The organism is Streptomyces nodosus (genome assembly GCF_008704995.1).
Taxonomy (GTDB): domain Bacteria; phylum Actinomycetota; class Actinomycetes; order Streptomycetales; family Streptomycetaceae; genus Streptomyces; species Streptomyces nodosus.
The window spans coordinates 4,429,023-4,453,539 of record NZ_CP023747.1 but is presented as its reverse complement, the minus strand read 5'-3'; the positions used below and the strand labels follow the sequence as shown (position 1 = coordinate 4,453,539).

Below are 24,517 nucleotides of genomic sequence, written 5' to 3'. Positions count from 1 at the left end.
CCTTCCGCTACCAGACGTAGGCGAGGACTTCCCCACCCACGCCCTTCTTGCCGGCCTGCTTGTCGGTGAGGAGCCCGTGCGACGTGGAGATGATCGCCACGCCCAGGCCGCCGAGCACCTTCGGCAGGTTGGTGGACTTCGCGTACACCCGGAGACCGGGCTTGGAGATCCGCTTGATGCCCGCGATGGAGCGCTCACGGTTGGGGCCGAACTTCAGCTCCAGGACGAGGTTCTTGCCGACCTCGGCGTCCTCGACCTTCCAGCCCGTGATGAAGCCCTCCTGCTGGAGGATCTCCGCGATGTGAGACTTGATCTTCGAGTGCGGCATGCCCACGGAGTCGTGGTACGCCGAGTTCGCGTTCCGCAGACGCGTGAGCATGTCTGCGATCGGATCAGTCATGGTCATGAATTGGCCTTCGGCCTCTCTCGCCGGGGTTTCCTGGTGCGCCATCCCTCTCCCCGATCCGAGACGGGACGGGTGCGGCGCGGTGGACCTACGGCGTAGTAAGCAAACATTAGCGGGCCAAGCCCGCAGTACGGGCGGCAGACGCCCAACCCCACCAGCCTACGGCATGCGGGGTGAGCGGTCTGCCGACCCTGTTGCTCACCGAGAGCCCGGTATCAACCCAAACGGGTTGTTACCAGGAGCTCTTGGTGACGCCCGGCAGCTCGCCGCGGTGAGCCATCTCACGGAGGCACACGCGGCACAGGCCGAACTTGCGGTACACGGAGTGCGGACGGCCGCAGCGCTGGCAGCGGGTGTACGCACGGACACCGAACTTGGGCTTACGGGCAGCCTTTGCGATCAGAGCCTTCTTCGCCATCTCGCTTACGCCTCCTTGAACGGGAAGCCGAGGTGACGAAGGAGCGCACGGCCCTCAGCGTCATTGGTCGCCGTGGTGACCACGGTGATGTCCATACCCCGGACGCGGTCGATCTTGTCCTGGTCGATCTCGTGGAACATGACCTGCTCCGTGAGACCGAAGGTGTAGTTGCCACGGCCGTCGAACTGCTTGGGGGACAGACCGCGGAAGTCGCGGATGCGCGGCAGCGCGAGCGACAGGGTGCGGTCCAGGAACTCCCACATGCGGTCGCCACGGAGCGTGACGTGGGCACCGATCGGCTGGCCCTCACGCAGCTTGAACTGCGCGATGGACTTGCGGGCCTTGGTGACGGCCGGCTTCTGACCGGTGATCGTGGTGAGGTCGCGGATGGCGCCCTCGATCAGCTTGGAGTCGCGGGCGGCGTCGCCCACACCCATGTTGACCACGATCTTGACGAGGCCGGGAACCTGCATGACGTTCTCGTACTTGAACTCGTCACGCAGCTTGCCCGCGATCTCCTCGCGGTACTTCTGCTTCAGACGCGGAGTGGTGGTGGTAGCCATCAGATGTCCTCACCCGTCCGCTTGGCAACGCGGATCTTGTTGCCGTTCTCGTCGAAGCGGTAGCCGACACGGGTCACGACCTTGTTGCCGTCCTTCTCCACGACCAGCTGAACGTTGGACACGTGGATGGGGGCCTCGGTGGTGACGATGCCGCCGGCCTGCGAGCCGCGGGCCGTCGGACCGGCCTTGGTGTGCTTCTTGACCCGGTTGACACCCTCGACCAGGACACGCTCGTCGCGCGGGTAAGCGGCAATGACCTTGCCCTGCTTGCCCTTGTCCTTACCGGTGATGACCTGGACCAGGTCGCCCTTCTTGATCTTCATGCTTACAGCACCTCCGGCGCGAGCGAGATGATCTTCATGAACTTCTTCTCGCGCAGCTCACGGCCGACCGGGCCGAAGATACGGGTGCCGCGAGGGTCGCCGTCGTTCTTCAGAATGACGGCGGCGTTCTCGTCGAAGCGGATGTACGAGCCGTCCGGACGGCGGCGCTCCTTGACGGTGCGAACGATGACCGCCTTGACGACGTCACCCTTCTTCACGTTGCCACCGGGGATCGCGTCCTTGACGGTGGCGACGATGACGTCACCGATGCCCGCGTAGCGGCGACCGGAGCCACCGAGCACACGGATGCAAAGAATCTCCTTCGCACCCGTGTTGTCGGCGACACGCAGTCGCGACTCCTGCTGGATCACGTCTATCTCCTGATCGTCTGCCGGTTCCCTCCGAACGGTGGTCCGGAGAGCCTGGCGGAACTGTCCTGCGGGTCGCTCCCGCAGGAATTTACGTAACGGGCCGACTCCCGCCGGGGTCCGTCCGTTGTACGGACCCCGTCGGGGCGGCGGCCTGGCCCCGCGGACTGACCGCGGGGATTCGGTCCGGTGAAGCCCTCGCCGGGGACAACCGCCCGGACCTCAGGTCCGGGCGGGGTTCCGCCCCACCGGCCCTGAGGCCTGGGGGCGAAGTCTCCGACGGCGGCAGCGGGGGCAGGGCCCCTGCTGGATTACTTCGCCTTCTCGAGGATCTCGATGACGCGCCAGTGCTTGGTGGCGGACAGCTTCCGGGTCTCCATGAGGAGGACGCGGTCACCGATGCCGGCAGCGTTCTGCTCGTCGTGCGCCTTGAGCTTGTTGGTACGGCGGATGACCTTGCCGTACAGCGCGTGCTTCACGCGGTCCTCGACGGCGACGACGACGGTCTTGTCCATCTTGTCGCTGACGACCAGACCCTCACGGGTCTTCCGTGCGTTGCGCTCGGTCTGCTCAGTCACGTTCTTCTCGCTCATCAGGCGCTCTCCACCGTTTCGATGCCCAGCTCACGCTCGCGCATCAGGGTGTAGATCCGCGCGATGTCCTTGCGGACCGCCTTCAGACGGCCGTGGTTCTCCAGCTGGCCCGTCGCCGCCTGGAAGCGGAGGTTGAACAGCTCTTCCTTGGCCTCGCGGAGCTTGCCCAGAAGCTCCTCGTTGCCCAGTTCGCGCAGCTCGGACGCCTTGGTACCGGCCGACATCACGCTTCACCTGCCTCGCGCTTGACGATCCGGCACTTCATCGGCAGCTTGTGGGCCGCACGGGTCAGCGCCTCACGGGCGATCTTCTCGTTCGGGTAGGACAGCTCGAACATCACCCGACCGGGCTTGACGTTCGCGATCCACCACTCCGGGGAACCCTTACCGGAACCCATGCGGGTCTCGGCGGGCTTCTTGGTCAGCGGGCGGTCCGGGTAGATGTTGATCCAGACCTTGCCGCCACGCTTGATGTGACGGGTCATGGCGATACGAGCCGCTTCGATCTGGCGGTTCGTGACGTAGGCCGGGGTCACCGCCTGGATGCCGTACTCGCCGAACGCAACCTGCGTGCCACCCTTGGCCATACCATCGCGCTTCGGGTGGTGCTGCTTGCGGTGCTTGACCCTACGGGGGATCAGCATGTCGGTCAGGCCTCCGTTCCGGTGCTCTCAGCCGGAGCGGCAGCGGGAGCCTCGGCCTTGGGGGCCTCGGCAGCCGGAGCCTGCTGCGGCTTGCGACCGCGCCGCTCGCCACCACGGCCACCACGGGCCGGGCGGTCGGCGCCACCACGGGCCGGGCGGTTGCCGGCGCGGGCAGCGGCGTTCTCAGCGCGGACCTCGGCGATGTTCTTGACGTCGCCCTTGTAGATCCAGACCTTCACACCGATGCGGCCGAAGGTCGTCTTGGCCTCGAAGAAGCCGTAGTCCACGTTCGCGCGGAGGGTGTGCAGGGGCACACGGCCCTCGCGGTAGAACTCCGAGCGGGACATCTCGGCGCCGCCGAGGCGGCCACCGCACTGGATCTTGATGCCCTTGGCGCCCGCCTTCATGGCCGACTGCATGCTCTTACGCATGGCGCGGCGGAAGGAGACGCGGGAGGAGAGCTGCTCGGCCACGGCCTGGGCCACGAGCTGAGCATCGGTCTCGGGGTTCTTGACCTCGAGGATGTTCAGCTGGACCTGCTTGCCCGTCAGCTTCTCCAGGTCGCCGCGGATACGGTCGGCCTCGGCGCCACGGCGGCCGATGACGATGCCCGGACGCGCGGTGTGGATGTCGACGCGGACGCGGTCACGGGTGCGCTCGATCTCCACCTTGGAGATGCCGGCGCGCTCCATGCCGGACGTCATCATCCGACGGATGGCGACGTCTTCCTTGACGTAGTCCTTGTACAGCTTGTCGGCGTACCAGCGCGACTTGAAGTCGGTGGTGACACCGAGCCGGAACCCGTGCGGGTTTACCTTCTGGCCCATTACCGGGTTCCTTCCTTGCTGCTGACGACCACGGTGATGTGGCTGGTCCGCTTGCGGATCCGGTAGGCGCGGCCCTGGGCACGCGGACGGAACCGCTTCAGGGTCGGGCCCTCGTCGACGTACGCCTCGGAGATGTAGAGGCTGTCGGCGTCGGTGTGGTCGTAGTTGTGCGCGGCGTTGGCGATGGCGCTGTCCAGCACCTTGCCGACCGGCACGCTCGCGGCCTGCGGGGCGAAACGCAGGACCGCCTGAGCCTCCGTGGCGTCCATGCCACGGATGAGGTCCACCACACGGCGGGCCTTCATGGGCGTGACGCGGATGTACCGCGCCTGGGCCCTGGCTTCCATGGTTGTCCCTTCAGTGTTTGTCATAGTCATTCCACCCCGCTACTAGCGGCGCTTCGACTTCCGGTCGTCCTTGACGTGACCCCGGAAGGTGCGGGTCGGCGAGAACTCGCCGAGCTTGTGGCCGACCATCGACTCGGTGACAAACACCGGAATGTGGGTCTTGCCGTTGTGCACCGCGATCGTGTGGCCCAGCATGGCCGGGACGATCATCGAGCGACGGGACCAGGTCTTGATGACGTTCTTGGTGCCGGCTTCGTTCTGGACATCCACCTTCTTGATCAGGTGGTCGTCGACGAAGGGCCCCTTCTTCAAGCTACGAGGCATCTCAACCCGTCCTTAGCGCTTCTTGTTCGTCTTGCGGCGGCGGACGATGTACTTGTTGCTCGCCTTCTTGGGAGACCGGGTGCGGCCTTCCTTCTTGCCCCACGGGGACACCGGGTGGCGACCACCGGAGGTACGACCCTCACCACCACCGTGCGGGTGGTCGACAGGGTTCATGACCACACCACGCACGCTCGGGCGAACGCCCAGCCAGCGCTTGCGGCCGGCCTTGCCCCAGTTGATGTTCGACTGCTCGGCGTTGCCGACCTCGCCGACGGTGGCGCGGCAGCGGACGTCGACCAGGCGGATCTCACCGGACGGCATGCGGAGGTGGGCGTAGGCGCCCTCCTTCGCGAGCAGCTGCACGGAGGTACCGGCGGAACGGGCGAACTTGGCACCGCCACCGGGACGGAGCTCGATCGCGTGGATCGTGGTACCGACCGGGATGTTGCGGAGGGCCAGGTTGTTGCCCGGCTTGATGTCGGCCCCGGGGCCGTTCTCGACGCGGTCGCCCTGCGTCAGGCCGCGCGGCGCGAGGATGTAGCGCTTCTCGCCGTCGGCGTAGTGCAGCAGCGCGATGCGCGCGGTGCGGTTGGGGTCGTACTCGATGTGCGCGACCTTCGCCGGCACGCCGTCCTTGTCGTGACGACGGAAGTCGATCACGCGGTAGGCGCGCTTGTGTCCGCCACCCTGGTGGCGAACGGTCACACGACCGGCGTTGTTACGGCCGCCCTTGCTGTGCAGCGGGCGGACCAGCGACTTCTCCGGCGTGGACCGCGTGACCTCGACGAAGTCGGCGACGCTGGCGCCACGACGGCCAGGAGTCGTCGGCTTGTACTTGCGGATACCCATTGTCTCTCAGTCCTCGGAAGATTCCGATTATCTGGACGATCCAGACCTCCGTCAGGAGGTCGGACCGCCGAAGATGTCGATACGGTCGCCCTCGGCGAGGGTCACGATCGCGCGCTTGGTGGCGGCACGCTGGCCGAAGCCCGTACGGGTCCGCTTGCGCTTGCCCTGACGGTTGATCGTGTTCACGCCGGTGACCTTGACCTCGAAGACCGCCTGGACGGCTTCCTTGATCTGGGTCTTGTTGGCACGCGGGTCGACGACGAACGTGTACTTGTTCTCGTCGAGGAGCGCGTAGCTCTTCTCCGACACGACCGGCTTGATCAGGACGTCACGGGGGTCCGTGTACGCCTTGCTCGCCGGGGTGATGACGGTGTTCTTGCCCTCGGTGGCGTGGCGGCGCGCCTTGGCGACGCGCGCGGCCTTGGCGGCCTTGGCGGCCTTCGAGGCAATGGCGGGATGACGGATAGCCATCAGGCCTCGCTCCCTTCGGTGTCGTTGCTCCGCGCAGCAGAAGGCGCGCCGGACACGAAGGACTCGAAAGCGGCCTGGGTGAAGACCACGTCGTCCGAGACGATCACGTCGTACGTGTTCAGCTGGCCCGGCTCCAGGATGTGGACCTGGGGCAGGTTGCGAGCGGACAGCAGGGCCTTCTCGTTCTCGCGCTCGACGACCAGGAGCACGTTCTTGCGCTCGCTGATCTTGCCGAGGAGAGCCTTGGCGGCCTTGGTGGAGATGTCCGACTCCACCACGTCGGTGACGACGTGGATGCGGTTGCTGCGGGCCCGGTCGGTGAGGGCGTGGCGCAGGGCCGCGGCCTTCATCTTCTTCGGGGTCCGCTGCGAGTAGTCACGCGGCTGCGGGCCGTGGACGACGCCACCGCCGGCGAACTGCGGCGCGCGGGTCGAACCCTGACGGGCGCGACCGGTGCCCTTCTGGCGGTACGGCTTCCTGCCGCCGCCACGGACCTCGGCACGGGTCTTCGTCTTGTGCGTGCCCTGGCGGGCAGCGGCCAGCTGTGCGACGACGACCTGGTGGATCAGCGGAACGCTGACCTTCTCAACGCCGAAGATCTCCGCGGGGAGCTCGACGGAACCGGCCTTCTCGCCCGCCGGCGAAAGGATGTCAACAGTGCTCATCGGTTACCTCAGGCCCCCTTGGCCGCGGTGCGGACCAGGACGAGGCCGCCGTTCGGACCAGGAACCGCGCCCTTGATGAGCAGCAGACCCTTCTCCGCGTCAACGGCGTGGACGGTCAGGTTCTGGGTGGTGACCCGCTCGTGGCCCATGCGACCCGCCATGCGGACGCCCTTGAACACACGGCCCGGGGTGGCGCAGCCACCGATCGAGCCGGGAGAGCGGTGCTTGCGCTGGACACCGTGTCCGGCGCCGAGGCCCTTGAAGTTGTGACGCTTCATGACACCGGCGAAGCCCTTGCCCTTGCTCTTGCCGGTGACGTCGACCTTCACGCCGGCCTCGAACACCTCGGCGGTGATCTCCTGGCCGAGGGTGTACTCGGCGGCGTCCGCCGTGCGGATCTCGACGAGGTGACGGCGCGGGGTGACGTCGGCCTTGGCGAAGTGGCCCTTGAGGGGCTTGTTCACCTTGCGGGGGTCGATCTCGCCGAAGGCGATCTGGACCGACTCGTAGCCGTCGGCGTCGTTCGTACGAACCTGGGTCACGACGTTGGGGCCGGCCTTGACGACGGTCACGGGGACGACACGGTTGTTCTCGTCCCAGACCTGCGTCATGCCGAGCTTCTCGCCCAGGATGCCCTTGATCTGCTTAGCCATTCTCAGATCACCGGCCTCAGAGCTTGATCTCGATGTCGACACCGGCCGGGAGGTCGAGTCGCATCAGGGAGTCAACGGTCTTGGGCGTCGGGTCGAGAATGTCGATCAGACGCTTGTGGGTACGCATCTCGAAGTGCTCGCGCGAGTCCTTGTACTTGTGCGGCGACTTGATGACGCAGTACACGTTCTTCTCAGTGGGCAGCGGCACCGGGCCCGCGACCGACGCACCAGTACGGGTCACCGTCTCGACGATCTTCTTCGCCGAGGAGTCGATGACCTCGTGGTCGTAGGCCTTGAGCCGGATGCGGATCTTCTGTCCCGCCATGGCTACTTCGTAGTCCTGTCTCTCATTTACGCTCTGGAACCCGGCGGGTTTGCGCCCTCGTCTCCGACCCCCGCGGTCGGGTGTGTCGCGCTCCCGCCGACATGAATGTCCCTTGTTCGAACATCCCTGCGGGGGAACACGGCCCTTCCGGAACCGCGAGACCGGGGGCGAGGACCCACCGGGTGCCTGGCCGACGTCGCACCCACGCTTCCCGGAAGATTCCCGTACGTCCGCCCCAGCGCTGCCGTCAGGCAGTTAGGGCGACGAGTACTGTGGGACTCGCTTCCAGTCCTCCCGGCGGGAGGCGCGCGGCATCAACACTCGACCGAGCAACTCCGACAGTCTGCCACAGTGAACGGCCCCCTGGCCAATCGAGCGGAAGAGGGTACCCCGGGGGCGACGATGGTCAAACGCGGTCGGCCATCCGTGTCGTCCGGAAGCCGGCGGGTACGTCGATCATCGCGCTGGGGTTCGGGCGCCGAAAACGCCGACGCGCATTCTGGGGGGGGGAACCATGACAGCAGCCGATGCGGAATGCGGGTCCCCTCTACGCCCGTGCTCGACCGCCGCGACGCCTGGCACACGGCCTGCCGCCGCCTGCTGAAGTCCCGTCCCGGCCCACTGCTCGTACCCACTCTCGCCATCGCTGAGTTGCTCAGGACTTCACGGAGGGCCTGTTCCCGGTCGAGTTCGTGCCGTCATTCACACTGCCGGGACGCCGAGTCGGGACGGGGTCTGCTGCCGGTGGACGCGCTCGCCGACGGCTGGGGCGTGCCCGAGGACCGGTTCTCCCGCAAGTGCGTATGGGCAGAACTGCGCCGCCCAGGTACGGAACCACCCCCACGGGCTGGAATCAGCACGCCTCGAAGGGCTTCAAGGCCAGAACCTCATGAATGTCGAGGAATCTGCATTCACCGGTCTCGCCGTGCACCGAAATACAGTTGGGTCCGTAATTGAAGTATTTATGGTCCCGGGTCTCGATGTACTTCACGGAATTGAAGCCGAAATAGAAGAACTCGCCCATTTTTGTCACGAATTCCCCGTCACCGTAAAGCGCGACCTGATCGCTCCACTCTCCGTACTTCTTACGCAGAGCCTCCGATGCGAGCCGCTCCGCCTGGTCCATCGTGTACATCAGTTGGTCCTCATCAACTTGAATGTCCTGTATAGCATAGGGTCGACGAATCCGGTCTGCACATCAGAGAAAAGAACGCGACCCTGATGGTTCACGATATTGAACACGTGACCCGCCATGCCCCCTTCGGGCCGTGCAGCCACCAGGCCCCGAGACCCGTGGCCGGAATTCCGGATATCGTCGACCATATCCCAGAATCCGGTGTCCTTGAAACTCCGGCCGTACGCGCTCTCTAGCCGTTCGAGGGATTGGAGCGGAATGTCACCGGGGACTGCCTTGACACCCTCTCCAGCAAGGTACCGGTCGAACGCCTCGCTCACATAGGTGCAGTTACTCATCCCTCCCTCCGGATTGAAGTCCTTCACCAAATGGGAAAGATCTGGCGTCTCGTACGGCTTGGGCGGGGGCAGGTTCTTCTGCGGCGCGAGGCCGAGGGGATCACAGGCCACCGACGGCCGATCCACATAAGTGGCGGGATTGGCTGCCGGAGCCAGCCCGAGGGGGTCGAGACTGACGTACCGTCCCACTTCGGGGTCGTAATACCGCAGGTAGTTGTAGTGCAGGCCCGTTTCGGTGTCGAAATACTGCCCCGGGAAACGCAGCGGTGTGTAGGCATGGCTCCGCACCGACCACGACCGTTTTCCCCAGTTCGTGGCACGGGACCGCCAGGCGATCTCTCCGGACTCGTCGATCAGCTCACAAGGGGATCCCGAGAGATCAGCCACGATGGCAAAGAACCGGGCGTCCACCTCTTCCTGTGAGGTCACGGCCATGGTTCTGCGTTCGCTCTGCGCAACCGCTTCGGCACCGTCGAGATGCCACGTCAGGGTCACCGAGTCGGCCGAGGAACCCCAGCTCGTCGTCTGTTCGCACAGCGAGACGCCGTCCCAGCTGAAGTCCACCCGTTCCAGTACGTCCACACCGTTGTCGGCGGTGCGCTGTTTGCTCACGCGTCGCCCGAGAGCGTCGTACGTGTATCGCCATACCGTGCCGTCCGGGGTGACAACCTGGGTGAGCCGGTCCTCCGCGTCCCAGTCGTAGCGCCATGTATCCGGTTTTCGGGAGAGCCGGACCTTCTGACGAAGCACAACACGTCCTGCGGCGTCGTACTCGTAGCGGATCCGGCCGGCGCGCAGCAGATCGGCACCCTGGTAGACACGCTCCCCGCATCCGTCGTCTCCGATGCTGCGCGCAGGCCAGTCAGCCGACACCTGGTTGCCGAGCGCGTCGTAGGTGTAGGCCTCCGCCCATCCCTCTCCGCTGACCTGTGTGGTCCTGCCCGTCAGGTCCAGGTCGAACAGCTGAACACCATTCAGTTGATCGTGGACCTTGGTCAGGCTGCCGTCACCGCGGTACTCGTAGGCGCGCGTCTGGATACGTCCGAGAGGGCCGTCCACCGCCTGGGACGCCAGGCGGCCCATCGCGTCGAACGAGCGGGACATGCTCAGGGACCCGGCGAACCTGCGACTGACTTCGCGCCCGACCTGGTCATACTCCAGCGTGACGACACGCCCGTCCGCCACGAGCCGACAGGGCCGCCCCGTGGCATCGAACTGCCAGGCGGTCTCAGCGCCCGACGGCGTCCGGCGTCCCTCCAGTCTGCCGAACTCGTCGTACCGGTACGCCACCTCCCGGTCGTTCACGCGCTCGCTGACCAGCCGTCCGTGCCGGTCACGAAGCAGGCTCAGGTCCGCATGGGCGTTACTGGCCCAAGCGATCCGGTCGGTGAAGTCGTAGTCGTACGTCATCACCTCGCCGTCGGCGGTCTTGCGAACGACCTGACCGAGTTCGTTGTGCTCGAAGGTGACGATCTGTCCCAGTGCGTTCGTGCGGGAGATCAGCTCACCGGCCGCGCTGTAGGAGTACCTGGTGACCCGGCCGCCGAAGTCGGTTTCCGAGGCCGGCCGCCCGACCAGGTCGTACTCGTAGGTCCACGTCAGCCCATGGGGGTTGGTCACCGTGGTCAGGCGGAGTTCGTTGTCGTACTGGAACTCGTACCGTGAGCCGTCGGGTTCGACGCGAGCCGTCAGTAGATCGAACGGGGCGTATTCGAAACGGGTGACGCCGCCGATGGCGTTCGTGTGAGTGAGACAGTTCCCCTCACCGTCGTACGTCCACGTCTCCTCCGTTCCGTCCGGGTTCAGCCGACGCTTGATCTTGCCCTCGACGGTCCATTCGAGCCGACCGGTCGTGCCCAGCGGGTCGGTCATGGATATGACCCGCCCGAGCGCGTCCCGCCGGTAGCGCATGACGCCGCCCTGGTGATCACGCATCTCCAGGGGCAGGCCGGCCGTGTCACACCGTATTTCGGTCGCCCGGCCGTACTGATCACGCAGTGCTGACGGACGTCCGCGAGCGTCGTAGGAGAAGAAGGTCGCACCGCCCGCCGAATCGGTCACCGACGTCTGGTTCCCGCGGTCGTCGAACTCCTGGCGGACCACGCTCCCGTCGGGACGCACCACCCGGATGAGCAGGCCACGGTCGTCGTAGGAGAACGCGGTGCGTCGGCCGTCCGGGCGGACGATCTCCGTCGGGTTCCCCATGTCGTCGTATCGGTAGGACGTCGTACGGCCGACGGCATCGGTCTCGGACAGCAGATGGTTGAACCGGTCGCGGGTGAAGCGCCTGGTGCTCCCCGCGGGGTCGACGATGGCGACGATCTGGTGGAGATCGTTGACGAAGTACTGACGTACCGCACCGTCCCCGTTGACTGCCGTCGTGGTGTGCAGTCCGGTTTCCGGGTCTTTCTCGTCGTAGGAAAGCCGGAGGCTCATGTGGCCCTGGGCGCCGCCTTGTGCGATGCATCGGTTTCTGTCGTCGTACGCGTACTCGTACGCATGCCCGTTGGTGTCCGTCCACGACGTGACGCGCAGCGCCTCGTCGTAGGCGAACCTGAGCGGCTTCCCGGACGAATTGCCGACTTCGGTCAGGTTCCCCTGGGCATAGCCGTAACGGACCAACGCGAGGTCGGAACCGCCGTCCCCCCCCGCCGACCAGGTGCACGCCGGTGACCAGCCCCTCGGCGCTGTCAATCCGCAGGCGGTACCCGGCGCTGTGGGCGATGTTCGAGGGAACTCCCGCCTCGTCGTACTCGAAGGTGATCCAGTTGCCGTTGCGGTCGTCGATCTGCTCCAGGACCGCCTGGTCGTCGCCCCGGTCGGCGAAGTGCCAGGTGTGGCGTGTCTGGGGGTCCGTGATCGTGTAGCCGCCGTCCACACGGTCCAGGGGACGCCGCGGACCGTGGCTGGGTAGGGTCGGCACACCGGGTGCCGGGTGAGGGTAGGCCAGGAGCAGGCCGTCCTCGGTGACGAAGACGACGCCTTCCGCGTCGATCTCCAGACGCTGGTCGAGTGTGGAGGACCAGGACGGCCCGAAACAGCGGCCGAGGTGGTAGCCGGACTCCACTCGCCGAGTCAGGGCCAAAGGCAGCACACCGGGAAGGACGGCATCCGTCTGCGGCAAGTACATCGTGCCGGTGGCGAGGTCAATCGGGTCGGTGCCCTCGCTGTGCTTACCCTCGGATCGGGAGTTTTCCGCCGGATCCCCGTTCACCTTCTCCCGAGCCGTCTTCCCGGCCGCTTTCTCGCCCTCACCCTCGACCGCGCTGCGCGCGGTCTTGCGCAGGCCCTGTTCCGCGGCTCCCTCCGCGCCCTCTTTCAGCGCGAGTCGTAGGCCGCCGCGGGCGAGTCCGGCGCCCTTGGTGCCGATGAGTTCGGGGATGAGGCGGCCGACGAACTCGGAGGGGTCCTTCTTGAAGCCGTCCACGGCGGCCTGGACGACGCGTTCGGGGTGGGAGGCGGTGGAGACGAGGCCGGAGAGCGTCATGCTGACGTTCTGCAGGTAATCGGCCGGGTGGGTGAGGTTGTAGGGGTCCGTGGGGTTCAGGCCACGGGCGAAGTTCAGCAGACCTGCGGTGCCCTTGAGGGCACCGCCGACGACGTGGGTGAGTTCGAGGTTGACGGCCTGGTAGCCGTCGACGAGGTCATGGCTGAGGCGTTCCAGGGGCGGGGGCTCGGCGGGGGCGTGTGCGAGGGCGGCCTTGACCTTGCTCTGGGCCTCGGAGGCGGCGGTGTTGCGCTGTTTGCGCGCCTCGGCCAGCTTTTGAACGGCGGATCGGATGTCGACCTTGCCGGGGTCCTGGAACGGCTCCGGCTTGGGACCGGGGTCCTGGTTCGCCTTGACTTTGGCGTTGTAGGCATCGACCTTCTTGTTGTACGCGTCGGCCGCGTCCTTGGACGCCTTCACGCCCTTGTTGTAGAGCTCGACGGCTTCCTCGGCCTGGCCTTGCGCCCAGGTGACGGATTCCGCGTACGACTCCAGCGCCCCGGCCGCCGTGTGGCACGCATCGGCTGCCTGTGCCCACTTGGTGGGGTGCACTCCGAACTTCTTGCGGAAGGTGTCGCCGGCCTCGCCTTTCCAGCCGGAGGAATCGACCTTCCTCATCCCCTGGTGGACCTTGTCGAAGGCGCCGTGGAAGTCCCGCAGATGCTTGGCGCTCTCGCGGATCTTTCCCGGATCGCCGTGGACGAGGTCTTTCGCCTCGTCGGTCTGGCCGAGTTGTTTCTCGCCCGGAGTGGCGCCCAGATCGGAGGCGATGCCGTCGCCCCAGTCCTCCACGCCATGGGCCCAGTCGTGCAGCCCGACGTAGTCCAGGCCCTCACCCAGCTTGTCCGTGGTCCAGTCGATGCCCTGGCCGAGCTTCTTCTTGCCCTCGTCCCAGAGGTGCTCGCCCTCGCCCAGCAGCGAGTTGGTCAGGTCTCCCAGTCCCATCAGCCCTGACCGTCCTGCTGCCCGGCCGTCTTGGCGCGTTCCTCGGGGGAGGGGCCGAAGGTGTCGTCCAGGAACTGGTTGTACTCCTTGTCGGAGACACCGAACGCGCCGTGCAGGTTCTCCGGGTTGAGGCCCAGCGGTCCGACGGTGTGCGAGGTCATCACGTCCCGGCCGGCGTCCTTCCAGCCCTGCTCACTGTTGGCCAGCGCCCTGTCGAACGACTCCTTGCTGTAGTCCACCCCGCCGAACGCACCGGACTTCGCGATGTCGCCCCACCCCATGCCCTCCACGTCCTCCTCGGACGCATACGGATTACCGATCGCCGAGTTCGCGACGACCTTGAAACTGCCCTCGACGTAGTGCTCGGTCTCGTAGAGCGTGCCCGCCGACAGACCCGTCTTCACAGCGAAGGCGTTACCCTCGTTGATCAGTGACCGCACACCCCACTCCCAGCGCTCGCAGAACGCCGTGAACTCCCCCGTCAGCCCCTCATGGCCCAGCTCAAGCCCTGACAACGCGATCTCACCGAAACCACGCCCGGCGCCGGCCTCGCCGACCATGCCGAGTTCCTCCAGCTCGCCCAGCGCCTCGGTCAGACCCTTGGCGACCAGACCGAGCCCCTCCGTGGACAGGTCCTTGCCACCATCAGTCACGCCGTTCCCCCCGTTCGTCCGTCCGCGTTCACGTCGAAGTCCACCGCCACCGCATCCGGCACGATCCCGCACACCGGCGGGAACACCATGCCGTCCTCCCCGTCCGCGCAGTCCAAGGCCACCCCGCACGGCACCCCGGCCGCGGGCACGGCCACATCCAGCAGACGCGCGCCAAGAATCGTCTGATACGTCCACTCACGGCTCGACTCACCACGTACGACGGCATAACGCGCCAGCGCCTGCTCATCGGAGAAAGCCAGGATGAAGCGGATACCGCCCAAGTCGACGGTCAACAGACCGCGTTCGGAGTCCGGGCCCGGCCCGTCACCCAACGGCACCAGCACCGCGGTACGACGGAACTCGCCGAGGAGCGCAGCGAACTCACGCCTGCGCACCGCCGCTTCGGAAGACGAGGATGCGGGTGATGGAACCGGCTCCTGAACGGACGACTGTTCACCCTGCCTCGTGCCCGTCTCCCGGTACTCCCGCGAAGACGTCATCACGGCCGGGGTATCCATCATCTCCGCGTAGTCCGCGAGTCGCGAACGTGGAATCCCCTGCGGCCCGTCGACCGCACCCCCGTGCTCAGCCATACGTCACATCATCACAACTCCACACGGCAAATTGCAAAGGCAACGGGGCGAGTCGCTGATACTTGGTCAGTTCTGCAAACAGGCGGCAGACGGTGGTCACGGCTGTCAGTAAGCGCTGTCGAGCCTGCCATGGTTCCAGAACACGCCTCCAAGGGATGCCAGCAGACAAGGCCGAGGCGCAGCGGCAGGGCCCAGTAGCGCGGCATGGACGCGGACGACACGGACCCGTCAGCCAAATAGTGCTCACCACGGGCGAGAGCGACCCGCGATGCAAGGGCCCGCCGCTCGACCCGTTCCAGCAGGACCGCGCCTGCCGCAGCGAACTGCGCCAGTGGTCGGCGCTGCTCGGCATCCTGGCCCTGTCACTCATCGTCACGGTGGTCGCCGCGACCACCGCCGTCTACGCCAAGCTGCTCTCCCGGCTCGCCCGCACGCCCGGCCGGGACGGCAGCAGCGCCCTCTGACCGGCGGCGCGATCAGCCCTCGGACACATACGGGACGAACGCCGCCCATGCGCCCGGGGCGAACGCGAGCCGGGGGCCGGCGATGTCCTTGGAGTCTCGGACGTGGACGGTGCCGGGGCCAGTGGCCATCTCGACGCACGACTCACCATCGGTGCCGTCGCTGTAGCTGCTCTTGAACCACGCCGGCTCGGCGGCGTCACCGGCAGCAGTCTTACGGATCATGTTTCCCCCAGCAGTAGGTGCTCGATGAAGGCCAGCGAATCCCGGGGCGTGAGAGCCTGCGCCCGGATGGTGCCGTAGCGCAGTTCAAGGATGCGCAGGAGCTTTGGTTCGGAGGTCGGCCGGCCGTTGAACGCGCCGTCGGAACGCCCCACTGCCGTGCCATCCGCGAACTTCAGCACCTCAATCTTGCCGTCCACCCCGGGGTGAGCATCGGTCTTCGTCGGCATTACCTGAAGTGTGATGTTGCGCAACTGCCCTACCTCCAGCAGGCGTTCAAGCTGCCCACGCCACACCATTGTGCCGCCGACCTCCCGTAGCAGCGTCGCCTCCTCCAGCACGAAACTGACAGAAGGAGCCGGATCGCGTTCGAAGATCGCCCCCCGAGCCGTCCGAGCGGCCACCATGCGCTCCACATCATCTGGCGAGTACGGCGGCTGCGCAGCGTGGAAGAGCGCCCGCGCATGTTCCGGTGTCTGCAGCAACCCACTGATGCTGTTGCACACGTACACCCCGATCTCGACCGCCTGCGCCTCCAGCTTCGCGATGTCCCGAACCTTCTTCGGGTATCGGACCCTCTTCACGTCCTCCCATGTCGCCGCGACGAGCCCACCCGCGTCCAACAGTTCATCGGCCCTGATCAGATAATCCTGCCGAGGAATCCGCTTCCCGCCCTCGACCTTGTAGACCAGGTCCTCCCCGTACCCGACGGCCTTTCCGAACTCGGCGGCCCGCAGTCCCGCCGCCTCACGCCGCAGCTTCAGTTGCCGCCCCACCGTGGTGATGACCGCCACGCCCCACTCGTCGTCCGGGTCCACCTCCCACCCCGGTTCATCCGCCTCGCTCCTGAGCCGTACCGCCTCGCCGTCCACCGACATGCCGCGCCCCTCCGTAGTCCCGCGTCGTACCGCGACGCCTTACCCGTGGCAACGGTGCCGACAGCCCGGACAGCACCGGACAGCTCGCCGACAGTCACGGTACGCAACCACTCAGTCACTCCTCACGGTAGATGCGGTCGGCCACGCTCAGTGATGTGAATCAGGAAATCGCCGAGCCCATGGCCCCACCAGCGACCACGCTCCCCCACTTCACCGTGCTGCTGTCCTCCACGCGGCGCGGGGCCCGCCTCGCACGCCTGCTCGCGGAGGCGCAGCTCCGCCGCTGGGGGCTGCCCACGAAGCCCGCGGACCTCCTCGTGGCCGAGCTGGCGGCCAACGCCGTCACACACGGTCGTGTCCCCGGGCGGGACTTCCGGCTGACGCTCTACGTGATCGGCGGCACCCTCCGTATCGAGGTCACCGACACCCGCGGTGACCGGCTCCCAGCACTCCAACGTCCCAGCGGGGACGACGAGTCGGGACGGGGCCTGCTCCTCGTGGACGCGCTTGCCGACCGCTGGGGCGTGGCCGAGGACCGATTCCCGCGCAAGCGGGTCTGGGCCGAGCTGCGCTGTGCGTCGCCGGCACCCGGCCCCACGGATTCCGGCGCCCCCGACTCCCCTGCTCTCAGCGCGAACGACCGCACACATGCAGCGGCCCCCGGCCGGGAGTAGAGATCCCGATCGAGGGCCTGGCCACCGAGCAAGTAGGGCTTCCCGACGGGTGCCCAGAACCCTGACGCGCCCCCGCCCTCAGCCCCTGTCCGGGGGCGGCGAGAACGGGGGCCGAGGATCAGAGGTACGGCGGCGGGATCAGATCACGCCCTGCTCCAGCATCGCGTCGGCGACGCGTTCGAAGCCGGCGATATTGGCGCCGGTGACATAGTCGCCGGAGGCGCCGTAGCGCTCGGCGGTCTCGTGGCAGGTGGCGTGGATGCCGTTCATGATGTGGGTCAGCTCCTCCTCCACCCGCGCGCGGGGCCAGACGGTGCGGGCGTGGTTCTGGCTCATCTCCAGGGCGCTGACCGCGACGCCGCCCGCGTTGGCCGCCTTGCCGGGGCCGAAGGCGACGCCCGCCTGCCGGAGGAGGTGGACCGCCTCCGGGGTGGCGGGCATGTTGGCGCCCTCGGACACGGCCTTGACGCCGTTGCGCACCAGCGTGGCCGCGGCGTCCGCGTCCAGCTCGTTCTGGGTGGCCGACGGCAGGGCGATGTCGGCCGGGACGTCCCAGACACTGCCGCCGGCGACGAACCGCGCCGAGGCGCCCCGCCGTGCGGCGTAGTCGCCGACCCGGCCGCGCTCGACCTCCTTGATCTGCTTGAGCAGCTCGACGTCGATGCCCTTGTCGTCCACGACATAGCCGGTGGAGTCGGAGCAGGTCAGCGGGTTCGCGCCGAGGGCGATCAGCTTCTCGACGGTGTAGATGGCGACATTGCCGGAGCCGGAGACTACGGCGGTCTGCCCCTCCAGGTCCTCACCCCGCTCGCGGAGCATGGCCGCGGTGAACAGGACGTTGCCGTAGCCGGTGGCCTCGGGGCGGATCGCGGAGCCGCCCCACCGCGTCCCCTTGCCGGTGAGGACGCCGGCCTCCCAGCGGTTGGTGATGCGCCGGTACTGCCCGAACAGGTAGCCGATCTCACGGCCCCCGACACCGATGTCACCGGCGGGCACGTCGGTGTGCTCGCCGATGTGCCGGTGGAGTTCGGTCATGAAGGACTGGCAGAAGCGCATGACCTCGGCGTCGGAGCGGCCGTGCGGGTCGAAGTCGCTGCCGCCCTTTCCGCCGCCGATACCCAGTCCGGTCAGCGCGTTCTTGAAGATCTGTTCGAAGCCGAGGAACTTCACGATGCCCAGGTTGACCGACGGGTGGAAGCGCAGACCGCCCTTGTAGGGGCCGAGCGCGCTGTTGAACTCCACACGGAAGCCACGGTTGACATGAACCCGGCCGTGGTCGTCCTGCCACGGGACCCGGAAGATGATCTGCCGCTCCGGTTCGCACAGGCGCTCGACCAGTCCGGCGTCCGCGTACTCCGGCCGGGCGGCGAGCACCGGCGCCAGAGTCTCCAGCACCTCATGGGCGGCCTGGTGGAACTCGGGCTGGGCCGGGTTGCGCCGTTCGATGTCGGCGAGCAGGGAGGCGAGCAAGGTCTTCGTGTCGGGTCGCGTCACAGGGGACCCCTTTCTGGCACGACTACCGGTGGAAACCGGTGGTGATGCGCTCGGCGCCGTTGCCTGCGCACAGGACAGGGCCGCCCCGGGAAGGGTCATCCGGGAAACGGCCGACCCTTCAGTGTTACCCCTGTGTAAACGTGGTGACCAGTGGCCATGTGGTCCCCGCCCACTATCTGAGACCACTCGACCCGAAACGCACCGGACACATCGCTGCCAATCACCTGATACTCGACGGCTGCTCCATCCGAGGGACAGATCGGCGATACCCCACGTTGACCACGGCGAACGTGTCCAGCGGCCGACGGGACCCCGGGCGGGACGATCCCCCGCACCGATCACGCCCACCCCCGACACCACCCGCCCCGCACAACTGTCCGATATGACGAACGCCACGCCCACAGAAGCCCCTAGGGCGAATCCGCATCGGCCGTCCCCTCCTCACGGCCTGGGCCAGCCGTCGCGAGTGCGCACCGGGCTCGCTCCCGACCGTCGCCTTCCGAACTGCCTCCCCGAGCCGGCGAACAGTCCGAGCTTGCCCTCCCCCAGGTCCTTACAGACGTCCGCATCCTGGCCGACCGCGCTGATCAGCCAAGCAGTCGCAGCGCGCTACTGCGCCCCCGACTGGCGCTGTTGAGCGAGTCGCCGACCAAGGAATCCGAGAGCTCCCGCCCCAGACCCATCCCGGTACTCCAGGTACGTGTCATCTCCGTACCCTGAATTTCAAAAAGGCTAAGGGCATCGCCGTTCTTACCCTCAACTCGAACTTTCCGGTCCCACGACGCAACAAGGTGGCCGGCACCATCCTTGCTGTACGGCGGGACGTTAACCTTTTTTTCGACAGCCGCGCAAGAACGTCCCGATCCCAGACCCCCGCCTCCCCTCCTTCGCCCCGAGCCTTCTCCGCCACCGCATCGAAGTTGCCCAGGACTCTCGAGGAGAGCTTGGCAAGAAGGGACAGCTTCTCCTTCTCCGCATCAGGTGACGTCTCAGCGAGGCGACCAGCGATCTCCTGCGTAATAGATTCACGCAGGATGGCATAAGCGGCAGAACTTTCGGAGAGCGAACGCATCACCTGCAGCAGGGACTCCAGCGACACCGCCATGTGCACACCGTCGTCATCCTGCCACGGTGACGTCGACGACGTATCCCTGCGAATGTATTCGACGTTCACCGAGGCAAGTATCTGGTCCATATCCTCGGCATAGTCGGCCAAGGCTTCAGAGAAGGGAACAGCCAAGTCAACATCCAGCTCACCAGCATTCCCGCTGACCTGCTCACTCATCACTGTCAGCAGGCTTTGCATCGACCGTGCCTGATCCAGTGAGTGCTCGCGTGCCACCGAGCCCATAGTGGCTCGCTTGACCGCATTACCCAACTGTGCACAACTGAGATCCGACTGATACCCCGCCCCCAGGGCCTTCTCCACCCGCTTGTCCCCTAGAAGGTCCTTGCAGTTCTTTCCCTCGCGAACCGAGTCGACGTACGACCATGCTCCAAAACCGGCGGCCAAAACCACAAGCGAGAGGATGCCGACGGCAACCTTGGAAAATACTCTCCTGGACGACTTTTCTGCTGGTTGGGACACGACTTCCTTCATTGCCGGCTAAGAGTGCGGGCAGTCCAGGGCCTGATCGAATAAATTCGTGCACGCTTAAAGATACTTAAACGCATCGCCAGCCCCCGGCCATGACCCTGGAGAGTTGCCGTCGCAAGGCTGTCCACACGATCCTTCGCACCCTCGTCATCCATCAGGATCACTGGAGCCAAGCGCCGACCGAACGCGCTTGTCCTCCCCCAACTTCTTACAGACGTCGACACTTTGGCCGAACGTGCCGCACTTGCTGTTCAGTGCAGGGCCTGCTCATCAAGTGGTGCATCGGAGCTTCTTGGTTACCGCGGGCGTGAAATCTTCCAGGAAGCGCTGAAGCTTCTTGTACCCAGCTTGCGTATTCTCAACTCGGCCTCCATAGAAGTCGACATCAAAGAGTATGTACGCCGTAGGGCTTCCACATTTCGCCACGACCAACGCCCCATCAGCCCCGATAACGGCACGCCCGGGGAAAGTCATCCTCCGTTCGGCTGCCATCCTGTAGTAGGAGGTTGCATTTTTCCAATCCTCGGGAGGCAACGGCTTATCGATCTGGCGAACCGTGACGCTCAAGACCCGAACCCCGTCGACGCCCAGATAGCAGTACGTATTCCGTAGGCCAGCTTCCAGCGGGTCTTCACGCGTCTTCTTCACCTGTTCTCCATCTGGAAGGAGCGGCGACAGCGTAGATCCATTTACGGGCACACTACAGAAATCTTTCGGTATAGCCATGTTTTTGCTACACCCAGTCAACGCTCCCGACAGAGCAATGATGACTGCTACGCAACAAGAAAATCTTTTCATCGATGAACTCCGGATATGCCATCCATCACACCCCAAGGCATTGCGGGCAATTCGCCAGATCGCCGTATACTCGAAGTCGCTGACAAATCGAGGTCAGGAGAGATTGCGAAGCGCGTTGCCCCGTGCTGCGGATGTGTCGTTCAGCGCGTCGTCGTGGAGTGAGTCCCGGACTTTGTCGCCGAGTCCTGTGGCCTTGCCCCATATGTCGACCATGACGGCATTTTGCTGCTCAAGGACATCCGCGCTGTTCTCGAGTCCGCCCTCACGCAACGTCTGCTGCCAAGAGGCGACAAGGTGGCCGACGGGATCCTTGGCGTAAGGGGGAGGCACAGACTGCCTCGCCGTCGCCTCCTCGAACACCTTCCGGTCCCATTCCGCCGCCCGTTCCTTGCCGAGGTCGCGCCGGACAGCAGTGGCGAAGGCGTCAAAAGCGCCGAACACATGGGAGTTGAGCATGGGAGGAACGGTGAGGTCGACGCCGGTGGCCCTGCGGGGCACGGCTGTGAGTACCTCAGCAGCATGGTGCGTCGTGGCCCCTCGCAGTGTGACGTAAGCCGTGGAGTCTTCCGAGAGGGCGCGCGCGACCCGGAGCAGCGTATAGCGCGGTACAGCCATGTGGACGCCCTCATCATCCTTCCAGGCCGGCTTGGAGGGCGAGCCGTTGCGGACGTAGTCCCTGTCTCCGAGACCAATGGTCGACGCTGTGTCCGCTGCGTAGTCCGCAAGGGACTCGGCGAAGGGCACGCGCAGTGCGGCATCAATATGGCCGCTGGTCTTCTCTAGGCTCTCGTCAACGGCCATCACCACCGTTTTCATTACCTGCGCCTGCTGAAGCGAGTGTTGTCCCGGCTGCACGCCCACAGCAGCCTTCTTTACGGCTTCTCCCAGCTCCGAACATGACATATCAGCCTTGTAGCTGCTTCCCAACGCGCTGCGTACGTGCTCGTCTTTGAGAAGCGCCTCGCAAGTCCCTGTTTTCTGGTCAGCCCCAAGAAGGAACCACGCCGCGGCCCCTCCAGCAGCCACAACACAAAAGACGACAGCGGCCACCGGGACGAAACGGATCCGCAGAGAACGACGGGTGGGCAGTTCAGGCAAGACTCTTCCTTCATGCAGAGACGCAATGCTGAGCGGTTGCCAATCTGATTCGAGGCAACTGTTACATGTATTTCGCCGCCAAGTTCGACCCTCGATCGTGACTGTTGAGCATTTCACCACGAAAAGCGTCCAGCAAATCTTTACCACTTCGAGAGTTCGGGTCGATATCTGGCCTGCCATCTGCCCATCCGGCGAGCATGTCGCCTAGCTGGTTGTTGGCATCGAGATACATATCGGCAATCGCGGCATCGGCCTTAGCGTCTGCCTTCCCCTTCATGTCATTGCCCCACAGCCAGGCCCAAGTGTCGACACCACGCTGAAGGGCATCGCCTACCGCAAGCGAACCACCAGCGGTCGGGATAGCCAATGGAGTGACCACCCCGCCAACAATATGGTAAGCGATCTTCGATTTCCAGTCAGCCTTGAGATAGTCGTCCATACGATCACTATTTATCACGTCTTCCCGAATGGCGCTGTAATTGCCGAGCGCAGCGCCTGCCTTACCGAGAGGCCCGGACTGCGCAAAATCCGTCTCACCGTCCGGGATCTTGTTCAGCTCAGCATTGATATACCGAGATTCCGCCTTGTGTAGCGTGGCATATGCATCTGGATCGTCAGACAAGCCACGCATAACTTGAACGAGGTCTTTCTGCGAGACCCCCAAATGCACCGTTTCGCCATCATGAAAGTATCCATCCCCGGTCGCTGCCCGCACATACTCGGTACCCATACCACCCAGGATTTCGTGCGTATCGTTCGTATACTCCGCCAGAGCGTTCGCCAATGGTTGACGTAGGTTCCTTTTCACGTCGGCGTCATTACCTGTGGACGGCTTGAGCTCCTCGATGATTCCGTGCATCACACGTGCTTCGGCGTCGCTGTGTGACATTTCAGGCCAAGGGTCCTGGCCTTTCGCGAGCGGAGGATGGCCGGTCGCCGCTGCCTCCAGGGCTGCACCGAGGCCTACCCGGCTCAGGGGGTCGTCCATCTCGATGACCGAGACACCAGCGTTTATATGTTTCGGCCACTCCCGTGCGCCGTCACCGCTACCGAGCAGATAGTGCAGGTGATCGTTGCCCTTTCCAGTCGGGTCGAAGAAAGCAGTGGCGGCATCGGGATTTTTACTCATGACACCAAGGAGTCCGTCAAGTGCGTCTGCTCGGACGCCATCGTGCCCGCCTCCCCATTCCGTAGAAAAGCCTGGATGCTTCTTATCAACTTCGATCAGGTCGTGGCCCATCTCGTACAGGAACTGGTCATCGTACTTGGCATCGCCATGCTGCATCATACTGACGAACGCCTGATACCCGTACAGGGGGTTCGCACCGGTCGCGTAGTTCTTGTTGCCATATTCATCAAGGCCTTTCATCCAATCCCGGTAAAATTTTCCGTCGCCACTGGCGAGCCACTCCTTGAATTTCTGCGACCCCGGAGGCATCTCTGTAACGGAACCAGGCACCTGAGTCGCTTGAGCCACGGTATCGGCCAACCCGCCCTGCAGTTCCATGTATACACGTTCATGACTCTTATCCGAGTCGTAGGCGAGGTGGTTCAGCTCATTGATGAACCTGATAGTTCCGTCTGCTCCCAGTTCATCCAGGAAGGCGCGACTGAACGAATTGTCGCCAGCATTGTCTCGGAAAGTGCGTTGAAGTTCGGCAAGTTCCGCAGCGGAGATGTTTTCTCCGAGGGTGATCCGATTCGCGATGTCGCTGGCTTCCTGCGCTTCGTACTTCTCGATGTCACCCTGGGCTTTGCCATTGAAGCCGTTGGTGGTGCCGTCCATCGGGTCTGAGTCGATCACTACGGCCTTGAAGGCGACCTCCACGCCCTTGTCCGCGTCGCCCACGTCGTTCACCAGCCGGTCGATGCGCTCCTGCCAGGAGACGACAGCCTTTCGGACGATCTCCTTATAATCTGGGTCATGGTGAAGGGCACTGGCTTCGCCTGCGCTCAGTTTTCCGTAGTCGTAGGAAACCACGCCTTGGTCCGAGACCAGCATGCCCTTCTCAATTGCCTCGTCCCGGGCCGCCTGCAGCTTCTTGCGAAGGTCGACAAACTGTTCATGTGCATCGCGGAGGAGCGACGCGATCGCCTTCGCTTCGACCTGCGCATTTTGGAATTCCTTGAGAGTGGTATCGAAGCGCTTGCTGGCGGCGTCCGAACTCACTCCTCTTGATGTGGGAAGAAGAGTGATTCCTTGCACATCACGCTCGTAAGCCTTTTCCTGCTCGTGGAACTCCTTCGCGGTTGCGTCCCAGCACTCCGCAGCAGTGGTAAGCATGGACAGATCGGTCGTTAGAATCTCGTGGTACGTCGGCATGAATCCCCGTAAATGCAGTGGCGTACGAGTCGGTTCGAACTCCGCA

At 65.1% G+C, this 24,517-nt stretch carries 29 protein-coding genes and 1 pseudogene; 2 read left to right on the top strand and 28 right to left on the bottom strand.

The window, feature by feature from the left end; translation table 11 throughout:
- Positions 1 to 7: 7 nt before the first annotated feature.
- The 21 genes and pseudogenes from rpsH to CP978_RS20080 all read right to left on the bottom strand — a co-directional run bounded on the left by rpsH (position 8) and on the right by CP978_RS20080 (position 14,926).
- Positions 8 to 406 carry a 30S ribosomal protein S8 gene (rpsH, locus tag CP978_RS20185; protein ID WP_043443042.1) on the bottom strand — a complete coding sequence of 133 codons (399 nt, stop codon included), beginning with the start codon at positions 404 to 406 and terminating at the stop codon, positions 8 to 10.
- Between the two features lie 232 nt (positions 407 to 638).
- Positions 639 to 824 carry a type Z 30S ribosomal protein S14 gene (locus CP978_RS20175; protein ID WP_003956452.1) on the bottom strand — a complete coding sequence of 62 codons (186 nt, stop codon included), beginning with the start codon at positions 822 to 824 and terminating at the stop codon, positions 639 to 641.
- Positions 825 to 829: 5 nt separating this feature from the next.
- Positions 830 to 1,387, bottom strand: coding sequence for a 50S ribosomal protein L5 (gene rplE, locus CP978_RS20170; RefSeq protein WP_019753095.1), 558 nt, complete (start codon positions 1,385 to 1,387; stop codon positions 830 to 832).
- Positions 1,387 to 1,710 (bottom strand): 50S ribosomal protein L24, encoded by a 324-nt coding sequence (rplX, locus tag CP978_RS20165; protein ID WP_043443039.1) that lies wholly within the window; start codon positions 1,708 to 1,710, stop codon positions 1,387 to 1,389. The genes rplE and rplX overlap by 1 nt, the downstream gene beginning before the upstream one ends.
- 2 nt (positions 1,711 to 1,712) lie before the next feature.
- Entirely contained in the window at positions 1,713 to 2,081 is a 369-nt protein-coding gene (gene rplN, locus CP978_RS20160; protein ID WP_003998823.1) for a 50S ribosomal protein L14, read from the bottom strand.
- A gap of 308 nt (positions 2,082 to 2,389) precedes the next feature.
- Entirely contained in the window at positions 2,390 to 2,671 is a 282-nt protein-coding gene (rpsQ, locus tag CP978_RS20155; RefSeq protein WP_043443037.1) for a 30S ribosomal protein S17, read from the bottom strand.
- On the bottom strand, positions 2,671 to 2,895 hold the full coding sequence (gene rpmC / locus CP978_RS20150) for a 50S ribosomal protein L29 (RefSeq protein ID WP_030174543.1): 225 nt from the start codon (positions 2,893 to 2,895) through the stop codon (positions 2,671 to 2,673). Before rpmC ends, rpsQ begins: the two co-directional genes overlap by 1 nt.
- Positions 2,895 to 3,314, bottom strand: coding sequence for a 50S ribosomal protein L16 (gene rplP / locus CP978_RS20145; protein ID WP_043443031.1), 420 nt, complete (start codon positions 3,312 to 3,314; stop codon positions 2,895 to 2,897). The genes rpmC and rplP overlap by 1 nt, the downstream gene beginning before the upstream one ends.
- 5 nt (positions 3,315 to 3,319) lie before the next feature.
- The gene (gene rpsC, locus CP978_RS20140; RefSeq protein WP_043443029.1) at positions 3,320 to 4,141 is read right to left on the bottom strand and encodes a 30S ribosomal protein S3; all 822 of its coding nucleotides are present in this window, start codon (positions 4,139 to 4,141) and stop codon (positions 3,320 to 3,322) included.
- Positions 4,141 to 4,488, bottom strand: coding sequence for a 50S ribosomal protein L22 (gene rplV, locus CP978_RS20135; RefSeq protein WP_019329637.1), 348 nt, complete (start codon positions 4,486 to 4,488; stop codon positions 4,141 to 4,143). The genes rpsC and rplV overlap by 1 nt, the downstream gene beginning before the upstream one ends.
- A 42-nt stretch (positions 4,489 to 4,530) precedes the next feature.
- Complete coding sequence (rpsS, locus tag CP978_RS20130) at positions 4,531 to 4,812, bottom strand: 30S ribosomal protein S19 (RefSeq protein ID WP_003948639.1); 282 nt, start codon at positions 4,810 to 4,812, stop codon at positions 4,531 to 4,533.
- Between the two features lie 12 nt (positions 4,813 to 4,824).
- A complete protein-coding gene (rplB, locus tag CP978_RS20125; RefSeq protein WP_043443027.1) occupies positions 4,825 to 5,661 on the bottom strand; it encodes a 50S ribosomal protein L2 in 837 nt (278 codons plus the stop codon).
- A 51-nt stretch (positions 5,662 to 5,712) separates the two neighbouring features.
- Positions 5,713 to 6,132 carry a 50S ribosomal protein L23 gene (rplW, locus tag CP978_RS20120; protein WP_043443025.1) on the bottom strand — a complete coding sequence of 140 codons (420 nt, stop codon included), beginning with the start codon at positions 6,130 to 6,132 and terminating at the stop codon, positions 5,713 to 5,715.
- The gene (gene rplD / locus CP978_RS20115) at positions 6,132 to 6,797 is read right to left on the bottom strand and encodes a 50S ribosomal protein L4 (RefSeq protein WP_043443024.1); all 666 of its coding nucleotides are present in this window, start codon (positions 6,795 to 6,797) and stop codon (positions 6,132 to 6,134) included. Before rplD ends, rplW begins: the two co-directional genes overlap by 1 nt.
- Positions 6,798 to 6,805: 8 nt before the next feature.
- Positions 6,806 to 7,450, bottom strand: a complete 645-nt coding sequence (rplC, locus tag CP978_RS20110) for a 50S ribosomal protein L3 (RefSeq protein WP_043443022.1) — start codon at positions 7,448 to 7,450, stop codon at positions 6,806 to 6,808.
- Between the two features lie 16 nt (positions 7,451 to 7,466).
- On the bottom strand, positions 7,467 to 7,775 hold the full coding sequence (gene rpsJ / locus CP978_RS20105; protein WP_003948644.1) for a 30S ribosomal protein S10: 309 nt from the start codon (positions 7,773 to 7,775) through the stop codon (positions 7,467 to 7,469).
- Between the two features lie 853 nt (positions 7,776 to 8,628).
- Entirely contained in the window at positions 8,629 to 8,910 is a 282-nt protein-coding gene (locus CP978_RS20095) for a hypothetical protein (protein WP_043443020.1), read from the bottom strand.
- Positions 8,910 to 11,684, bottom strand: a complete 2,775-nt coding sequence (locus tag CP978_RS36525) for an RHS repeat-associated core domain-containing protein (RefSeq protein WP_227745641.1) — start codon at positions 11,682 to 11,684, stop codon at positions 8,910 to 8,912. The genes CP978_RS20095 and CP978_RS36525 overlap by 1 nt, the downstream gene beginning before the upstream one ends.
- Before the next feature lie 565 nt (positions 11,685 to 12,249).
- Positions 12,250 to 13,680: pseudogene (locus CP978_RS36520) on the bottom strand (putative T7SS-secreted protein); the annotation flags it as partial.
- Positions 13,680 to 14,333: a hypothetical protein gene (locus CP978_RS20085; RefSeq protein WP_043443018.1), complete on the bottom strand. Its 654-nt coding sequence runs from the start codon at positions 14,331 to 14,333 to the stop codon at positions 13,680 to 13,682. The pseudogene CP978_RS36520 and the gene CP978_RS20085, both read right to left, overlap by 1 nt.
- Positions 14,330 to 14,926 (bottom strand): hypothetical protein, encoded by a 597-nt coding sequence (locus CP978_RS20080; RefSeq protein ID WP_052454198.1) that lies wholly within the window; start codon positions 14,924 to 14,926, stop codon positions 14,330 to 14,332. Before CP978_RS20080 ends, CP978_RS20085 begins: the two co-directional genes overlap by 4 nt.
- A 239-nt stretch (positions 14,927 to 15,165) precedes the next feature.
- Here CP978_RS20080 and CP978_RS20075 point away from each other — a divergent pair, with 239 nt between their 5' ends.
- Positions 15,166 to 15,390 carry a hypothetical protein gene (locus CP978_RS20075; RefSeq protein ID WP_043443016.1) on the top strand — a complete coding sequence of 75 codons (225 nt, stop codon included), beginning with the start codon at positions 15,166 to 15,168 and terminating at the stop codon, positions 15,388 to 15,390.
- A 12-nt stretch (positions 15,391 to 15,402) separates the two neighbouring features.
- Here the strand turns inward: CP978_RS20075 and CP978_RS20070 are convergent, their stop codons facing one another.
- Entirely contained in the window at positions 15,403 to 15,612 is a 210-nt protein-coding gene (locus CP978_RS20070) for a DUF397 domain-containing protein (protein ID WP_043443014.1), read from the bottom strand.
- Entirely contained in the window at positions 15,609 to 16,487 is an 879-nt protein-coding gene (locus tag CP978_RS20065) for a helix-turn-helix domain-containing protein (protein ID WP_043443012.1), read from the bottom strand. The genes CP978_RS20070 and CP978_RS20065 overlap by 4 nt, the downstream gene beginning before the upstream one ends.
- 179 nt (positions 16,488 to 16,666) lie before the next feature.
- On the opposite strand from CP978_RS20065, the gene CP978_RS20060 reads away from it, so the two are divergent.
- Positions 16,667 to 17,161: an ATP-binding protein gene (locus tag CP978_RS20060; RefSeq protein ID WP_227745640.1), complete on the top strand. Its 495-nt coding sequence runs from the start codon at positions 16,667 to 16,669 to the stop codon at positions 17,159 to 17,161.
- A gap of 138 nt (positions 17,162 to 17,299) precedes the next feature.
- Here CP978_RS20060 and gdhA read toward each other — a convergent pair whose 3' ends face one another.
- The 5 genes from gdhA to CP978_RS20035 form a co-directional block, all read right to left on the bottom strand.
- Positions 17,300 to 18,655 carry an NADP-specific glutamate dehydrogenase gene (gdhA, locus tag CP978_RS20055; RefSeq protein WP_043443011.1) on the bottom strand — a complete coding sequence of 452 codons (1,356 nt, stop codon included), beginning with the start codon at positions 18,653 to 18,655 and terminating at the stop codon, positions 17,300 to 17,302.
- 703 nt (positions 18,656 to 19,358) lie between these two features.
- Positions 19,359 to 20,243 carry a hypothetical protein gene (locus CP978_RS20050; protein ID WP_150478262.1) on the bottom strand — a complete coding sequence of 295 codons (885 nt, stop codon included), beginning with the start codon at positions 20,241 to 20,243 and terminating at the stop codon, positions 19,359 to 19,361.
- A gap of 279 nt (positions 20,244 to 20,522) precedes the next feature.
- Entirely contained in the window at positions 20,523 to 20,900 is a 378-nt protein-coding gene (locus tag CP978_RS20045) for a hypothetical protein (RefSeq protein WP_144401471.1), read from the bottom strand.
- A gap of 243 nt (positions 20,901 to 21,143) precedes the next feature.
- Positions 21,144 to 22,148 (bottom strand): hypothetical protein, encoded by a 1,005-nt coding sequence (locus tag CP978_RS20040; RefSeq protein WP_150478261.1) that lies wholly within the window; start codon positions 22,146 to 22,148, stop codon positions 21,144 to 21,146.
- A gap of 61 nt (positions 22,149 to 22,209) precedes the next feature.
- Complete coding sequence (locus CP978_RS20035; RefSeq protein WP_150478260.1) at positions 22,210 to 24,471, bottom strand: DUF6571 family protein; 2,262 nt, start codon at positions 24,469 to 24,471, stop codon at positions 22,210 to 22,212.
- Between the last annotated feature and the right edge of the window lie 46 nt (positions 24,472 to 24,517).

What these genes read in the sequence shown, in the direction of transcription:
- rpsH (WP_043443042.1), bottom strand. Translation starts at nt 406, where the DNA reads ATGACCATGACTGATCCGATCGCAGACATGCTCACGCGTCTGCGGAAC.
- CP978_RS20175 (WP_003956452.1), bottom strand. Translation starts at nt 824, where the DNA reads ATGGCGAAGAAGGCTCTGATCGCAAAGGCTGCCCGTAAGCCCAAGTTC.
- rplE (WP_019753095.1), bottom strand. Translation starts at nt 1,387, where the DNA reads ATGGCTACCACCACCACTCCGCGTCTGAAGCAGAAGTACCGCGAGGAG.
- rplX (WP_043443039.1), bottom strand. Translation starts at nt 1,710, where the DNA reads ATGAAGATCAAGAAGGGCGACCTGGTCCAGGTCATCACCGGTAAGGAC.
- rpsQ (WP_043443037.1), bottom strand. Translation starts at nt 2,671, where the DNA reads ATGAGCGAGAAGAACGTGACTGAGCAGACCGAGCGCAACGCACGGAAG.
- rpmC (WP_030174543.1), bottom strand. Translation starts at nt 2,895, where the DNA reads ATGTCGGCCGGTACCAAGGCGTCCGAGCTGCGCGAACTGGGCAACGAG.
- rplP (WP_043443031.1), bottom strand. Translation starts at nt 3,314, where the DNA reads ATGCTGATCCCCCGTAGGGTCAAGCACCGCAAGCAGCACCACCCGAAG.
- rpsC (WP_043443029.1), bottom strand. Translation starts at nt 4,141, where the DNA reads ATGGGCCAGAAGGTAAACCCGCACGGGTTCCGGCTCGGTGTCACCACC.
- rplV (WP_019329637.1), bottom strand. Translation starts at nt 4,488, where the DNA reads ATGGAAGCCAGGGCCCAGGCGCGGTACATCCGCGTCACGCCCATGAAG.
- rpsS (WP_003948639.1), bottom strand. Translation starts at nt 4,812, where the DNA reads ATGCCTCGTAGCTTGAAGAAGGGGCCCTTCGTCGACGACCACCTGATC.
- rplB (WP_043443027.1), bottom strand. Translation starts at nt 5,661, where the DNA reads ATGGGTATCCGCAAGTACAAGCCGACGACTCCTGGCCGTCGTGGCGCC.
- rplW (WP_043443025.1), bottom strand. Translation starts at nt 6,132, where the DNA reads ATGGCTATCCGTCATCCCGCCATTGCCTCGAAGGCCGCCAAGGCCGCC.
- rplD (WP_043443024.1), bottom strand. Translation starts at nt 6,797, where the DNA reads ATGAGCACTGTTGACATCCTTTCGCCGGCGGGCGAGAAGGCCGGTTCC.
- rplC (WP_043443022.1), bottom strand. Translation starts at nt 7,450, where the DNA reads ATGGCTAAGCAGATCAAGGGCATCCTGGGCGAGAAGCTCGGCATGACG.
- rpsJ (WP_003948644.1), bottom strand. Translation starts at nt 7,775, where the DNA reads ATGGCGGGACAGAAGATCCGCATCCGGCTCAAGGCCTACGACCACGAG.
- CP978_RS20095 (WP_043443020.1), bottom strand. Translation starts at nt 8,910, where the DNA reads ATGTACACGATGGACCAGGCGGAGCGGCTCGCATCGGAGGCTCTGCGT.
- CP978_RS36525 (WP_227745641.1), bottom strand. Translation starts at nt 11,684, where the DNA reads ATGAGCCTCCGGCTTTCCTACGACGAGAAAGACCCGGAAACCGGACTG.
- CP978_RS20080 (WP_052454198.1), bottom strand. Translation starts at nt 14,926, where the DNA reads ATGGCTGAGCACGGGGGTGCGGTCGACGGGCCGCAGGGGATTCCACGT.
- CP978_RS20070 (WP_043443014.1), bottom strand. Translation starts at nt 15,612, where the DNA reads ATGATCCGTAAGACTGCTGCCGGTGACGCCGCCGAGCCGGCGTGGTTC.
- CP978_RS20065 (WP_043443012.1), bottom strand. Translation starts at nt 16,487, where the DNA reads ATGTCGGTGGACGGCGAGGCGGTACGGCTCAGGAGCGAGGCGGATGAA.
- CP978_RS20060 (WP_227745640.1), top strand. Translation starts at nt 16,667, where the DNA reads ATGGCCCCACCAGCGACCACGCTCCCCCACTTCACCGTGCTGCTGTCC.
- CP978_RS20035 (WP_150478260.1), bottom strand. Translation starts at nt 24,471, where the DNA reads ATGCCGACGTACCACGAGATTCTAACGACCGATCTGTCCATGCTTACC.